Genomic DNA, 14,124 nt, shown 5'->3' on the forward strand with positions numbered 1-14,124 from the left:
GTTAGGAATTATCAGGGATAATCGCACGGCGAGATCTATACCTGCCGTTATTTGTTCCCTTTATGTTCTCATGGCGTAGCTTTTGAGAATTACTGGAGAACGTTTTTTATCAGAGGTGCCAGACGGCCTGTAAGCCGGGTTCTGTCCGCCAAAGGCGGGACGATCATTCCTCTGGGACATGCATCGCTGCATGCCTCACGCAACCAACCCGAACGACGGAGTGAGACGCTCCCGGCTGCCTTGCGACAGCCTGCCGTTCCTATTCGGTTTTGCTCCCGGTAGGGTTTACCGTGACCGACGCCGTTGCCGGCATCGCGGTGTGCTTTTACCACACCGTTTCGCCCTTACCCGCGACGTATTCCAAGAAGGAACAGTCCGGCGGGCGGTCTGTTTTCTGTGGCACTATCCCTAGGGTCGCCCCCGCCGGCTGTTAGCCGGTACCGTTGTCCCATGGAGCCCGGACTTTCCTCCATGACGGGGATCCTCATCCCAATCACAGCGACCGTCCAGCCGTCTGGCGGTGCGGACCTTGCGCCGGGAGCGTTTGCGGGTCAAGGGCAGACTTTGTTCTTGTTTCGCGGCATGATGCTGGAATGAAACCAGTATTTGCCCTGAGGGTGTTCCTCGCGTGGCTCGCATGGCAGGCTCGTCGCCGAGGTATTGTACGTCCGGCAGTGCCTGTTGAGGTGGTTCCAGAGATCCCCGGTCCGGCCCCGTCGCCGGAGGTGCTGAAGCAGATACGGAAGATCACCGGGCGCCCCAGCTTTCCGCAATGCCTGTCATCGCTGCGGATCTGCAAATGGGTAGACATCAGGGTTCCCGGCGGGGAAGGCCCGCGACCTGCACGCCTGTATCGGCCAAGAGGGGCCGTATCGGGCGTGGTGCTGTTCCTGCACGGTGGCGGATTCGTACATTGCGATACGACGTCACATCATGGGATTTGTTGCCGCATCGCTGCGTCTTCAGGCGCAATGGTCTTGTCTCTCGATTACCGCCTGGCACCGGAACATCGCTTTCCCGCGGGCCTAAGAGACGCGCAGGCAGCCCTTCAATGGCTCAAACTGGCAGCGCCGGATCTGCCGATTGCTGTGGCAGGGGATAGTGCTGGTGGAAATCTGTCAGCTGTTTTGGCGCAATGGAGTCGCTCACAGCCTGATCTGCAACTGGCTGCCCAGCTTCTTTATTATCCCGCGCTGAGTGGCCCGGTCATTCCTTTATCCCGGCATGATTACGCGGAGGGCTACATGCTGACGACAGACCTTCTGTATTGGTACTGTTCTCAGACGCTTTCATCGTCCGATCAGCTTTTCGATCCGGAATTTTCGCCTGTTTTTGCGGATCATCTGACTGACCTTCCTCCCGCCATGATCGTGACGGCCGGGTTTGACCCTTTGCGTGGAGAAGGTGAACTCTACACGCGATTGCTTAGGGAGGCTGGAGGAACCGTTAAATACCGGGTGTTTCCACGCATGATTCATGGCTTTCTGAACGGGTATGCCCTGTTCAGGGATGGGCGGACGGCATTGCGGGAAGGGGGCGTATTTTTACGCGAGGCTTTCAGGAAGGTCGGATCACGACCTTCCTGAGCGGAAGCTTTAAAGCCGCAGTTCGTGGAACGTACCAGGCGTTCCTGCATCGGTTTGAATCGTGCGCTCACTGCGATCAACCTTCAGGCTGAACAGTTTGTCAGCTGACGGTTTGTCTCCGGGGCAGCCATTACCGTGGCGTCCCAGAACATCAATGTCCGGATTATTTTCGGCAGCATTGCCATTCACAACGAACACGAGACAACGCTTGGGCATGTCCGTCAGTCCGTCGTTGGTCACGACAAGCCGCAGATGTTCCACAAGGGCTGTATTATCGAACCAGCTCAGCTTGTTGAACGTAAACTTGTCGTAGGAAAAATCCAGAAGTCCGGAACGAACGACCACGAACATCAGCAGAAACGCCGGCACCACAATCAGGAGCCGGCGCATCAGGTGCTGTTTGAGTGTACGGGGCGGACGCCGTGTGCCCCGTGTAAAACGGGGCTTCGCGTTCGCGGGGTCAGTCAAAAGCAATTACTCCATGTCTTCGTGCCACTTGTCGCCCTTGTCGGCGAGCAGCGCTGCAGATTTCTCCGGACCATAAGACCCGGCACTGTAAGTCTGCATCGGCACCTTGTTCTCGCTCCAGGCCTTGAGCACAGGCTCGGCCCAGCGCCATGCCGCTTCAACTTCGTCACGGCGAATGAACAGAACCGGATTCCCACGCACCGCGTCAAGCAGAAGGCGCTCATACGAGTCCGGAAAGGGCAGGCCACCTTCCATGCGGATTGTCGTGTCGAGATCTGCCGTACGCAGGGTATAGGCGTCCAGAGCGGGGTTCTTGACGTTAAGCTGGAGCTCAACACCCTCGTTCGGCTGAATGCGAATGACCAGTCGGTTTTCTGCTGGTGCGGCACCAAACAGAGCAGTGGGCGCAGAGCGGAAACGAATAACAATCTCGCTGACCTTGCGTGCAGAGCGCTTCGCCGTCCGGATGTAGAACGGAACACCCTTCCAGCGTGGAGTATCGACCCAGGCGCGCACTGCGGCGTATGTTTCCGTGTTGCTCGGCTGTCCCAGCTCTTCCAGGTAGCCCGGAACGCTCTGGCCACCGACAACGCCGGCCGTGTACTGCGCACGTACGGTCTCAGAAGCGACAGTTTCATCCGTAATCGGGCGGAGTGCGTTCAGCACGGCCAGCTTGGCATTACGGACGGTATCGGCTTCCAGGGAATCAGGCGCTTCCATCGCGACCAGACACAGCACCTGCAGGAGATGATTCTGGATCATGTCCCGCATGGCACCTGAGGTGTCGTAGTAGGAGGCACGCCCTTCAACCCCGACGGTTTCAGCAGCCGTGATCTGAACACTCTCGATCTGCTCGGCAGACCAGACGGCGTTCATGATCGGATTGGCAAAACGAAGAGCCAGAACGTTCTGGACAGTCTCTTTCCCGAGATAATGGTCAATACGATAGACCTGATTTTCCGGGAAATACTGGCCCACGCCGTCATTGATGGCAGTCGCGGTCGCCATGTCCGTGCCAATCGGCTTCTCCAGCACGACGCGCGAACGAGGCGTTACGAGGCTATGGCCGTGCAGGTTCTCGCAAATTCTTCCGTACAGTTGCGGGGCTGTCGCGAAGTAATAAACGCGGATCCGGTCAGACGGGGCTTCGGAGAGAATGGAGGACAGGGCGCTCCAGTCACTGTCGGCCTTCGTGCCATCAAGTGTGACGTAATGTAAAAGTCCCAGAAAACGGTCTACGAGGACCGGAGACCGGACATCATCGGGGATGAAGCGTTCCAGCGCCTCTTTGGCGCGGGCAACATAGCCGTCCCGGTCGATATCCGTACGGGCCGTACCAATGATGCGGGCATCGTCTGGTATCTGTCCCATGCGGAGACGGTTATAAAGCGCAGGCAGAAGCTTGCGCATTGTGAGATCGCCGGTGGCGCCAAAGATAACATAGTCGAATGGTTCGACTTGCTGGACGTGTTCCATGGGTGCTCTCTGACCTCTCGAACCCGGATTGTCGGGGGAAAAGGGTTTAGGGTTCAGGCCTTTGCAGGCAGGGTCTAGTTCCGCTCTGAGGGGCTTTATGTCAAGGGAACGGGCATGCACGACATCGGGAGGAGGCATCACGGAAACGCGTGCGTTCCCTAAATGTGCACATAATTCCGTTGACCTCCCAAGCCTTGGCGCGATAAGCCGCGCGGCTGGTGTCGCATCTCTGCGATGCCCCGGACTTATGCCTGAAAAAGGAAAATGAACATGGACGCAGAAAGCAAAATCGAAGGCGCCGCAACGGGTGGCATTGCTGCTGACCGCCTGCGCTCCATCATTGAGCGGGTCGAGCGTCTGGAGGAAGAACGCAAGGCTCTGGCGGGTGACATCAAGGATATTTTCTCTGAAGCCAAGTCTGCGGGTTTTGACGTGAAGGTGATCAAGCAGATCATCAAGCTGCGTAAGCAGGAGCCTGCGGAAGTGGAAGAGCAGGAAACACTTCTTGATATCTATCGCCGCGCTCTTGGTATGTAATCCGGCGTCTCCGGATCGAACCCGCATTGTCTGGCTCTTTTAATATCCGGACCGGAGCATGATGCCCGATATTTCATGGTTGCCCGCATGGGCATTGATGTCTCTGCTGATCATTGCCGGGCTGTTCGCCCTGGCACTGGTCTGCATGCCGTTTGCCGTTTTCGGTGTTAAGCCACGGTTGCAGGAACTTGAGTTCCAGATTGCAGAACTGCGTGCAGAGCTTCAATCACTGTCTCTGCGTCTGACGGCCCCGCCATCAGACCGGATGGTTGCCGCCGGGCGGCCGTCTGCCGAAGAAAGCCGGACTGACAGTGTTCGTGCGCCAGTTCAGAAAACGCCCTCAGTTGAGCGCGTACCGTCTGAACCAGCGGATTATTTTGAGCCTGCTGCTGTCGTGCGTGCTGAAGGGCCGTCCTATGAAGACGGTCCGTTGGTGGCTGATCCTGACGCTCTGCGAAGAGTAGCCAAGAAGCCTGAGGTCGCTAAAAAAAGCTGGTCTCGCGCGCCTTGGGAGGGTGAGCAGGCGCGAATTCGTGCTGCTCGGGAACGGGAAGAGCTTGCTCCTCGCTCCGTAGCCAGCCGAAGTGATGATGACGAGGCCTTTAGGACCCGCGCGGAGCCAAAGCTCCGGTGGCTGCCAAGAGACTAAGAACGGTTTGTGCTGGAAGGGCTTTAGTGCTGATCCAGCACAAGATCATCGCGATGAATCAGAACATCGCGACCACGGTAGCCTAAAAGCTGCTCCATTTCTTCCGAGTGATGGCCGATAAGCTTTACGCACTCTTCGGAGGTGTAGGACGCCAGCCCACGACCCAACACATTTCCCCGCGCATCTTTGATCAAAACAAGATCGCCGCGCTCGAAATGTCCGTCAATTGCGGTAACGCCAGCGGGAAGGAGTGATGCGCCCACGATCAGGGCATTCTGCGCTCCCGCATCAATCACAAGAGAACCCTTGGGGTGCAGGCTGCTTCCGATCCAACGTTTGCGGGCAGATCCCGTATCCGTCTGGGGAAGGAACCAAGTGCACAGACCACCATCCAGAAGCTTCTGAATGGGATTCTGCGCCTGTCCTGCCGCAATGACCATGGCTGCGCCAGCGCGATTGGCAATTCGCGCCGCCATAAGCTTCGTACGCATCCCGCCAGACGAGTAGCCAGGTGGAGGCTCGCCCCCCATGGCCATGATGTCGTCCGTCACTTGCTCAATGACCGGAATATGGCGCGCGGCTGGATTCGTGCGGGGGTCTGCCGTGTAGAGGCCGTCAATGTCGGAGAGGAGAACGAGACAATCTGCTTCAATCATCTGCGCAACACGGGCGCCTAAACGATCGTTGTCACCAAAACGAATTTCCGAGGTAGCGATGGCATCATTTTCATTGATGACGGGAATGCAGCCAAGGTCCAGCAAGGTCTGGAGTGTAGCGCGAGCATTCAGATGCCGCTCGCGGCTTTCCGTGTCATCAGGCGTAAGGAGAAGTTGGCCTGCGACAAGACCGTGCTTGGCAAGAGCCTCACTCCAGCCCTGAGCGAGACCAATCTGTCCAACTGTAGCAAGTGCCTGCTTTTCGTCGAGGCGCAGGCGGCGGTTCATCAGGCCCAGTTGATGTCTTGCAAGGGAAATTGCCCCTGAAGATACGACAACCACTTCAGTGCCAGCCTTTCTGAGACTGGCGATGTCCTCACAGACACTTCGCAGCCAGTCGGCCCGCAGCGCTGCCTGTGCGCCATCAACAAGAAGGGCGCTTCCAACCTTGATAACAATCCGGCGCGCCTGCGCCAGTTGAGGGGCAGGGGCCTTGGCGGTCATGCCAGCTTGCTTTCCTTTGCTGCATTGACGCGATCCTGAAGGAGCCGGAGCAGCTCGGGAAGACCTTCACCTGTCACCCCAGAGAGTGTCAGTACTTCTGCGCCAGATGCTTTTGCGAGAGCCCGCTTTTTTGCCGATTTCTGCTCAGCTGTCAGGGAATCGCACTTGTTCAGCACGATGATCTCAGGCTTGGCGGCCAGCACCGGATCATAGGCTTCAAGCTCATTCCGGATCAGGCGCCAGTGCTTCACGATCTGAGACTCTGTTCCATCAATCAGATGAAGCAGCGTTGCGCAGCGCTCGACATGGCCCAGGAAGCGGTCGCCGAGGCCTGCGCCTTCGCTTGCGCCTTCGATTAGTCCCGGAATATCCGCAATTACGAACTCTTCAGTCGTATTCAAGCGTACGACGCCAAGCTGCGGATGCAGAGTGGTAAACGGGTAGTCTGCAATCTTCGGGCGCGCTCGGGATGCCACGGAAAGAAGCGTAGATTTGCCTGCATTCGGGAGGCCAACCAGGCCCACATCCGCAATGAGTTTCAGGCGAAGCCAGACCCAGCGCTCTTCACCCGGCCAACCCTTGTCGGCACGGCGTGGCGCACGATTGGTGCTGGTCTTGTAATGGGCATTGCCTCTGCCACCATCACCGCCGCGGCACAGAAGGATCTCTTTGCCGTCTTCGTCCAGATCTGCAAGGAGTGTCTCGCGGTCTTCATCGAAGATCTGCGTGCCGACGGGCACATTGATGATAACGTTTTCCGCAGCTGCACCGGTTCTATCGGACCCTGCGCCGTTGCCGCCTTTACGGGCCTTGAAGTGCTGTGTGTATCGGAAGTCGATCAGCGTATTGAGGGCAGGGACGGCGCGGAAAAGAACATCGCCACCACGCCCGCCGTTACCACCGTCAGGGCCACCGAATTCGACGTACTTTTCCCGACGGAAGGCGATCACGCCGTCACCGCCATCGCCGGAACGTACATAGATCTTGGCCTGGTCGAGAAATTTCATCGTATTATCCGCAACATATGAAAAAGGCCGGCCCTTGGGAGGACCGGCCCTTCCGCTCGCGCTTGGGGCGCGGTGACTTACTCGGCGGCTTCCGGCAGCGCCACGGAAACGTGGACGCGGCCTTCGGCGCGACGCTGGAACTTCACGTGTCCGTCCACAAGGGCGAACAGTGTGTGATCGCGACCAATGCCAACATTGCTGCCAGCCTTCATCTTGGTTCCACGCTGACGGACAATGATGTTGCCTGCCAGAACGCTTTCGCCGCCGAACTTCTTGACGCCGAGACGGCGACCGGCGCTATCGCGCCCGTTACGACTGGAACCGCCTGCCTTTTTTTGTGCCATGGCTGTGTATCCTTCCTAGTGCGGCTTCAGGCCGCGTTGATCGCGTCGATGCGCAGCACGGTAACGTGCTGGCGGTGGCCATTCTTACGACGGCTGTTCTGACGGCGACGCTTCTTGAAGATGATGACCTTGGCCAGACGATCCTGTGCGACCACGGTGGCCGTCACGGTTGCGCCAGCAACCAGCGGCGCGCCAACGGTCACGCTGCCTTCGCTGCCGACCATCAGGACGTCGGAGAAGGTCACGGTGCTACCGGCTTCAGCCTCAAGCTTTTCAACCTTCAGGATGCTCTCAGGAGCAACACGGTACTGTTTTCCGCCTGTGCGGATGACTGCAAACATTCTGGAAACTCTCGCTGTTCCGATCTCTTGGCCGCTTTTGCCGGGGTATTCCCGGTCTGGCGCAGCCCAGTCGCTTCTTATCGTTGGTTCCTGACCGACCACATGGGACGGCTAGAACAGGCGGGTCGATACAAGGAGACAGCCATCCAGTCAATCAAAAACAGCAAATTGCGACCGGGCCATGCTATCTTTAATTAGGGAAAGAGTGGTGGCTCCCTCTTGCATTATGCTGAAAAGCCAGTCATAAGCCGCGCCATCGATCAGGTCTGCTTCTGTGGACCGTACGGAGAGGTGCCAGAGTGGTCGATTGGGGCGGTCTCGAAAACCGTTGTGCCTTCGCGGGTACCGTGGGTTCGAATCCCACCCTCTCCGCCATAATTCCTAAGATCTGTATATCTGGCCTCAACCCTTGTGAGGAATATTCTCCATCGTGGGGTGCGGTTTGTATCGCGGTATTTGGATTACATCAGAGCGCACTATAATCGTTTTGTAATATTCAAAATTCCCAAGGAATGCGAAAAGAGCATTCCTCTCATCGCCTAATGTGATTCTTGCACCTTCAGGTGACTACGCTCGCCTCTAAATGGGCGGCTGGCATCTAGGAAATCGGCGTTCGTTTGCATCGTGTAGGCAATAACAACGAGGTAGGTGATCGCCCGCGTCATTTCCAGTCGCGTGACCAGATCTGTCTCATGCTCATCCAGAGCGCGAAGGCGCCTTACAGCCGCATTGGCAACGCGGGCCGCTTTATCATGGCGACGTGTGGATTGTTCGACGTAATGGAGCACCAATTGAATGGGGCGTCGTGCGCTGTCGGGAAGGTATTCGCGGTCCAGCAGTGTTCGCAGGCGAATAATGTTCAGGCCCAGCGTAAGTGTGGCGAGCGTCCCCAGAATACAGGCTTCGATGAGCGGAGCGGGGGTAGGGCCAGCATGGCGGATCAGGCGTGCGAAACGGTCCGTATTGCGGCCGATCCAGATACTGATTTGAGGTGTCTGTGCGGGATCCGCCAGCCCGCGCAGTTCAGCCAGCATAATTCTGCGGAGACGCAGCCGTTCATCAGAACTGTTGAATGGCAATACGGTCCTGAAAACCAGGACACTGATGCCCACCGCCATAACAACGGCCATATTGCCGTTATAAAACGCCACCTCGTTCATCACGTGGTGGTTCTCCAGTCCCAACATTGCAGGGAGGAGAAGACCATAAGCAGCAGCGCCGCCAGCAGTGGACGGATTGCCTTTTGCCAAGCCACCAAGGAACATGGCCGGACCTAGGAAGAGCGCCAAAGTCTCGAAGGTCGTGACCTTGGGCATAAGGACAAAGACAAGTATCCACGCCACGACGTAAGCGACCAGAGCGCCTTTCAAAAACTCGGTAGTACCAAGAACCGGGTTTTCTTTAGTGGCGAACAGGCCGCAGACCAGCGTTGTGATGGCGATGAAACCAAGTCCGCTTGGCCATGCTGTGACTTCATAAATCAGGGCCGTAACAAGAACGGCACAAGCCCCGCGAAGGCCGTTATGAATTGCTTCGCGTGTGTCGCGGTGAGTCTGGCGCTGGAAATGAAAATGATCGCCTGGAATAGAGTGGGTGCTGGCCTCGTATTCCTTGATGGCAAGTTCCAGGTCCCCGAGCAATTCTCCAAGTGACATGAAGAGAACGCGTTCATCGAGGTGTGTCTCGGTATCCTGTTCATTCAGGCGTAGATCGAACGGGTCTGTTCCAGGAATGGGTTCATTGCTGTTCTCAAGATCGGTAATTCGGTGAGGGGCAGCATACAGGCGGCAAACATCACGGAGATGCTGGAGTTCTGCCAAAAGATCCGGGACAGATTCAGTATTGGCAATACGCTTCGGGAAATCCTTCAGGAACGAGAGGATTTCATCAGCGGCCTGCGTGAAGGCAGGGTGGTCATGGTTCAGAAGTTGCAGGCGCATTGCCATACCGAACCCGCGAGACAGCAGGGCTGATACGGAGGCAAGAGCGGCACGGGCATGGTCACCTTCGTGTCCATGCGGGCCCATCTCGACTTCTGCGAATTCAATCTGATCGTTAATGCTGAGGATCGTGCCGAACTGCCTGCGTGCTGCATTCAGGGCGCCGCGTTCCTCACCAAGAATACTCGTAAGCGTCTTCGTAACGAGAACCAGAGCAGATTCAAGCTTCTGGCGCAGCTGGATCCGGGCCTGCCGTTCCTGAGTGGTGGCGAAGATCAGCCCCATGAAGGCTTCACACAGAACGCCAAGGGTAATGTAAGTGGTTCTGGAAACGGCAACGGTGAAGATATTGTCCGGATCGGAGGCCGCATCCATGCAAATGATCGAGCAGGTATATCCTGCAAGAACAAGGGCATAAGAGCGGAAGTTACTTACGAATGTTGCGAGTCCGCTGCACACGCCAATCCAGACGGCGATCATGGGAAAGAAGAGCCAGGGTGCCTGAGGCGCGGCTGCCATCAACGCAATAGATGCGACCGCTCCGGTAATTGTTCCAATGATACGCCATTTGGCTTTGGACTGGCTTTCCCCACGGGTGGCCTGTGCAACAGCCCAGACAGTCATTGCGGCCCATGCAGGACTGTCCAGCTCCATCCAGAAGGCAATTCCGATGGCGAGACAGGCTGCAAATGTATTTCGCAGAGCAAAAGTCAGGGTCGCTGCGGATGGCGCATAGATCCATGACAGGGGCAGCTTGACCCTTGGCCGCAGAGCGGCTGACGCACCTGCACCTGATGGAGAACTGTTCGGAGTCGGACGTCCTGTTGACGTAGTACTGCCACTCATTGTGCGGCTTTCTTACTCCTGAAGCTGTCAATTAGGCGAGAGCGGAAATGGCCATTCTCAGATCTGCGACAAATTTTGTGTATTCGCGTGTCCTGCTGTCCTCATCCGGAATTCTGAGCAGGTAAGAGGGGTGGACAGTCACAATGCCAGTACTGCCATCTTCCAAAGTTATGTAACGGGAACGCTCTCGTGAAATAGTGATTGATCGTCCAAGGACGGAACTGGCGCCAGTAACACCGAGTAGAACTGTAACTTTTGGGTGTAGGATACGGCGTTCCGCCGCGATCCACGGAGCGCAGGAGGCCACCTCAGCCGCGTCCGGTTTCTGGTGGATGCGCCGTGTGCCGCGAGGGACAAATTTGAAATGTTTGACGGCGTTACTGATCCACGCCTGTTCCCGATTGCCTCCGGCTTCCTGAAGTGCGCGCTCGAAGAGTTGTCCGGCTGGGCCAACAAACGGTCGTCCCTGAAGATCTTCCTGATCTCCTGGTTGTTCGCCGACAAAGAGGATCTGTGCCTGCGTCGTGCCTTCTCCGGAAACGGTGCGTGATGCGTGGTGGCAAAGATCACAGAGAGAACAATCGACGGCGAGGGACCGCAGGTTTGACAAAGAGGACGTCTTTTCAATCTCCTCCAGATCAGGTGTGACATGCACTGTGGCCGGGTTGGCCCAAAAGGCGTTGTCTTGCCCGGCCGTCGCCGCTTTCTGTGCAAGACGAATTAGATCTGCCTCTGATTGTCCTGCCTCATCAATGGGTGGTCCAACGCGGTACTTGTGGCCGTCCCAGCAAAGTGTCGTCTCGTCTGAAAGGAGAACCCAAGGAGAAACCCGTAGTCTAATAAGAGGGGATCTCTGACTGTCTATGAGCTGTAATTTTTGGCGTGTTCGAATGATCTGCCAGTCTGTTATCCGGTTCTCTGGGAACGCGCTCCTCAATTCAAGAATTTGCTCTCGAACAGTGCTGGCAATCTGCTCAAACCGGGTGATGTCTGTCTCAAGCGGGCTTCCGTGCTCCTGGATATGTTCCAGGGCGCGATAGAGAAGATCAAATCTCTCCGGGATATCGGATGCAAACACAGACGGAATGAGGGCGGCAAATTTTCGGGGTAAGCGAAAAGGGGAGGGAGTGTCAGGTAAATCCCGATCGGTTTTCGCTGCGTAAAGAGCGGTAGGCGCTCTAATACTCCAAGTGATGGAAGACGCTGGGATTCGCTTGCTCAGGAAATTACGAGATTGTGTTCGCCATCCTGAAAAATCACTTGGTGAACAGAGTGAAGCGTCAACGGGTTGCATAAGGCTTCCTGGAAAGAAAGTTAGCGAATTCCGAAACACGTCCTGAAGTGATTACTTCTTTTTTAAGGAACGTGTGGTCAATTTGGTATTAAAGTTGAGTGGCTATCTCGGTGGTATTGGGTATATATTCTGCAAACAGGCTCGGCAGAATGATTTCACGCTGTTGAGCATAGTAAAAATGCTATTTTGAATGGAAGGTAAGATATTATGTCGGAGAATACATCCCACCCGGATCTGTTGGAGCTTACAGCACAGATCGTTGCTGCACAGGTCTCCAAGGGTAATGTGGATGCGGCGTCTCTCCCGGCATTGATCCGCCAGGTTTATGAAGCTCTTGCAAATGCTGGCGCTCCGCAGGAAGAGCCGCAGCCCGAGCGTCCGCAGCCTGCTGTGCCGATCAAGCGTTCAGTATTCCCGGATTACATCGTCTGCCTTGAAGACGGTAAAAAGCTGAAGATGCTCAAGCGTCACCTTCAGAGCGCATACAACATGTCCCCAGAGCAGTATCGTGAGCGTTGGGGTCTTCCGTCTGATTACCCGCTGGTTGCCCCGAACTATGCACAGCGCCGCTCGGCTCTGGCACGCGAAATCGGTCTGGGCCGCAAGATCAGCGCAACAGGCGAAGGCAAGAAAGAAACTGGCCGGACGCGTCAGTCCAAGAAGCAGGACTAATTCCCGGCTTTCTGGAATTGTCTTTCTGAAAAAGCACTATCTGTCATGTGGTCGGAGAATACTGTTTCATGAGTTTAGAGGCAGAGACGCTTCTCCGATCCATGGCTGACAGCAAGCGCCTCCTTCTCTGGAGGGGCGCTGCGCTTCTGTTTTTTCTTGCGGCGCTCGTTCTCGCCGTTGGTAAGAGTCACTCAACAGTTTCCAGTTTTGATACGCGTCCCCACATTGCGCGTCTGGTCATTCACGGAGTGATCGGAAATGACGTTTCCCAAATTACGACGGCTCTTCGCAAAGCGCAGAAATCTTCTTCAGTAACCGGACTCCTACTGGTTGTTGATAGTCCGGGCGGTGGTGTCACGGGCGGGGAACGTCTGCACGACTCGATCGAGAAATTTGCGCAGGTAAAGCCGGTCGTTGTCACGATGGGCGATATGGGCGCGTCTGCTGCCTACATGCTCTCAGTTCCAGCACAGCATATCGTTGCACTGCCTTCCACATTGACGGGTTCGATCGGTGTGATCCTGCAGCGCCCCGATCTTTCCCCGCTGCTGGGGCGTGTCGGCATTGATGTTGCTGCAATTACGTCTGGTGCCATGAAAGATCAGACTGACCCTACGAGTCATCTGACGCCTGAAGGGCGCACGATGCTTCAGGGATTGGTCAATGATCTCTTCGATCAGTTTGTCGCCATGGTCGTCAAAGGGCGGCACATGCCTGAAGACAAAGTGCGGAGTCTTGCTGATGGGCGGGCCTATACGGGGCGTCAGGCTCTGAGCTTAGGTCTGGTCGATGAATTGGGTGATGAAGACACTGCGCGGCAATGGCTCAGGCAGCGCCTGAAAATTGGAGACGCGCAGTATCCCGTCATGCCATTGCTTTCTGTGTCCAAGAAGCACTGGTATGATTTTCCCCGCAAACGGGCCATGCTTGAAGGTGTGTTTGGAACAGGCTTCACGGAGATGCTGGCAGGACGATTAACCCTCAGCAGCCTTGACGGGGCCGTTGCGATTCTGCAACCCTGAAAAGCCAGTTTCATGGGCGGAGGCAGATAGGCTGCAGTCATGACCAAATCGGAACTTATTGCAGAGCTTTCCACGATTTATCCGCACCTTCTGACGCGGGATATCGAGCGGATCGTTCACACCATTTTTGACGAGATCAGCGCAGCGTTGGCACGAGGTGATCGTGTTGAACTCCGGGGCTTCGGCGCATTCATTCCACGTCGCCGAGATGCACGAACGGGCAGGAATCCTCGAACGGGGGACACTGTTTCTGTTGAAGAAAAAAGTGTTCCTTTTTTCAAGGTTGGAAAGGAGCTGCGAGAGCGTGTGAATCAAAGCGCAACGAAGTTAGCCGGGTCAGAGTGACTGGATATTCTTCTCGCTGTGTTTTGGGCGCCGCTTTTTGAAGCATAACAGCAGAGCTATCGTTTTCGGGCGCGCGCTGAGATCCGTTGTGCGTTACTCTGGGGGCATGCGGAAAGCCCTTTCTTTACATGTTTGGATAGTCCCGATTTTCATAGGGGCAGTGTTCTGCACCGGGCTTCCTTCGGCACAAGCTGCCTCAGGATCTTCCCTTAAAAAAACGGCTTCAGCAAAAACGATACAGGGTCCTAAAGGTCGTGCTACCGTCGTGCCCTGTTATCGTTCTCAACTGGGTTTGATTGTTCTCAAGAGCAACGTTGAAAGCACTCATGCCCGGCATGGAAATGGCTTCGCGCCGGTTGGCGAAGCCGTCTTCCGGTCTAGCGCAGCCCAGCATGTCTGTGTCACGGGGCACGGCCGCCGCGGATAAACGCGGCGGT

15 protein-coding genes, 1 tRNA gene and 1 other RNA gene are annotated in these 14,124 nt (G+C 56.2%); 7 read left to right on the forward strand and 10 right to left on the reverse strand.

Annotated elements, in window-relative coordinates; all coding sequences use genetic code 11:
• Window positions 1-114: 114 nt before the first annotated feature.
• An RNA gene (gene rnpB, locus KP702_RS07165) (RNase P RNA component class A) lies at window positions 115-518 on the reverse strand.
• Window positions 519-593: 75 nt separating this feature from the next.
• On the opposite strand from rnpB, the gene KP702_RS07170 reads away from it, so the two are divergent.
• Window positions 594-1,586 carry an alpha/beta hydrolase gene (locus tag KP702_RS07170; RefSeq protein WP_202207308.1) on the forward strand — a complete coding sequence of 331 codons (993 nt, stop codon included), beginning with the start codon at window positions 594-596 and terminating at the stop codon, window positions 1,584-1,586.
• 9 nt (window positions 1,587-1,595) lie between these two features.
• On the opposite strand, the gene KP702_RS07175 is transcribed toward KP702_RS07170, so the two are convergent.
• The gene (locus KP702_RS07175; RefSeq protein WP_046902046.1) at window positions 1,596-2,054 is read right to left on the reverse strand and encodes a hypothetical protein; all 459 of its coding nucleotides are present in this window, start codon (window positions 2,052-2,054) and stop codon (window positions 1,596-1,598) included.
• A gap of 6 nt (window positions 2,055-2,060) precedes the next feature.
• On the reverse strand, window positions 2,061-3,530 hold the full coding sequence (gene zwf, locus KP702_RS07180) for a glucose-6-phosphate dehydrogenase (protein ID WP_202207309.1): 1,470 nt from the start codon (window positions 3,528-3,530) through the stop codon (window positions 2,061-2,063).
• Window positions 3,531-3,800: 270 nt separating this feature from the next.
• On the opposite strand from zwf, the gene KP702_RS07185 reads away from it, so the two are divergent.
• Together KP702_RS07185 and KP702_RS07190 are read left to right on the forward strand one after the other, a co-directional pair.
• Window positions 3,801-4,067 (forward strand): GapR family DNA-binding domain-containing protein, encoded by a 267-nt coding sequence (locus tag KP702_RS07185; protein WP_007283547.1) that lies wholly within the window; start codon window positions 3,801-3,803, stop codon window positions 4,065-4,067.
• A 58-nt stretch (window positions 4,068-4,125) separates the two neighbouring features.
• The gene (locus KP702_RS07190) at window positions 4,126-4,716 is read left to right on the forward strand and encodes a hypothetical protein (RefSeq protein WP_215768718.1); all 591 of its coding nucleotides are present in this window, start codon (window positions 4,126-4,128) and stop codon (window positions 4,714-4,716) included.
• Between the two features lie 23 nt (window positions 4,717-4,739).
• Here KP702_RS07190 and proB read toward each other — a convergent pair whose 3' ends face one another.
• The 4 genes from proB to rplU all read right to left on the reverse strand — a co-directional run bounded on the left by proB (window position 4,740) and on the right by rplU (window position 7,568).
• Window positions 4,740-5,876, reverse strand: coding sequence for a glutamate 5-kinase (proB, locus tag KP702_RS07195; protein ID WP_202207311.1), 1,137 nt, complete (start codon window positions 5,874-5,876; stop codon window positions 4,740-4,742).
• Complete coding sequence (gene obgE, locus KP702_RS07200) at window positions 5,873-6,883, reverse strand: GTPase ObgE (protein ID WP_064273106.1); 1,011 nt, start codon at window positions 6,881-6,883, stop codon at window positions 5,873-5,875. Before obgE ends, proB begins: the two co-directional genes overlap by 4 nt.
• 77 nt (window positions 6,884-6,960) lie before the next feature.
• On the reverse strand, window positions 6,961-7,227 hold the full coding sequence (rpmA, locus tag KP702_RS07205) for a 50S ribosomal protein L27 (protein WP_046901385.1): 267 nt from the start codon (window positions 7,225-7,227) through the stop codon (window positions 6,961-6,963).
• 26 nt (window positions 7,228-7,253) lie between these two features.
• Window positions 7,254-7,568: a 50S ribosomal protein L21 gene (gene rplU, locus KP702_RS07210; protein WP_046901386.1), complete on the reverse strand. Its 315-nt coding sequence runs from the start codon at window positions 7,566-7,568 to the stop codon at window positions 7,254-7,256.
• A gap of 285 nt (window positions 7,569-7,853) precedes the next feature.
• Between rplU and KP702_RS07215 the strand changes: the two genes are divergently transcribed.
• Window positions 7,854-7,943: transfer RNA gene (locus tag KP702_RS07215), tRNA-Ser, on the forward strand.
• 164 nt (window positions 7,944-8,107) lie between these two features.
• Here KP702_RS07215 and KP702_RS07220 read toward each other — a convergent pair.
• Both KP702_RS07220 and KP702_RS07225 read right to left on the reverse strand, forming a co-directional pair.
• Entirely contained in the window at window positions 8,108-10,354 is a 2,247-nt protein-coding gene (locus KP702_RS07220; RefSeq protein WP_202207312.1) for an FUSC family protein, read from the reverse strand.
• 31 nt (window positions 10,355-10,385) lie between these two features.
• A complete protein-coding gene (locus KP702_RS07225; RefSeq protein ID WP_237389934.1) occupies window positions 10,386-11,432 on the reverse strand; it encodes a UdgX family uracil-DNA binding protein in 1,047 nt (348 codons plus the stop codon).
• A 423-nt stretch (window positions 11,433-11,855) separates the two neighbouring features.
• Here KP702_RS07225 and KP702_RS07230 point away from each other — a divergent pair, with 423 nt between their 5' ends.
• The 3 genes from KP702_RS07230 (at window position 11,856) to KP702_RS07240 (ending at window position 13,687) form a co-directional block, all read left to right on the forward strand.
• Window positions 11,856-12,320, forward strand: coding sequence for a MucR family transcriptional regulator (locus KP702_RS07230; protein ID WP_046901389.1), 465 nt, complete (start codon window positions 11,856-11,858; stop codon window positions 12,318-12,320).
• A 68-nt stretch (window positions 12,321-12,388) separates the two neighbouring features.
• Entirely contained in the window at window positions 12,389-13,342 is a 954-nt protein-coding gene (gene sppA / locus KP702_RS07235) for a signal peptide peptidase SppA (RefSeq protein WP_202207314.1), read from the forward strand.
• A gap of 39 nt (window positions 13,343-13,381) precedes the next feature.
• The gene (locus KP702_RS07240) at window positions 13,382-13,687 is read left to right on the forward strand and encodes an integration host factor subunit beta (RefSeq protein WP_202207315.1); all 306 of its coding nucleotides are present in this window, start codon (window positions 13,382-13,384) and stop codon (window positions 13,685-13,687) included.
• Window positions 13,688-13,910: 223 nt separating this feature from the next.
• Here KP702_RS07240 and KP702_RS07245 read toward each other — a convergent pair whose 3' ends face one another.
• Window positions 13,911-14,099, reverse strand: coding sequence for a hypothetical protein (locus KP702_RS07245; RefSeq protein WP_215768719.1), 189 nt, complete (start codon window positions 14,097-14,099; stop codon window positions 13,911-13,913).
• Window positions 14,100-14,124: the final 25 nt, after the last annotated feature.

It is taken from the genome of Gluconobacter sp. P5B12 (assembly GCF_018812035.1).
In the GTDB taxonomy this organism is placed as follows: Bacteria; Pseudomonadota; Alphaproteobacteria; order Acetobacterales; family Acetobacteraceae; genus Gluconobacter.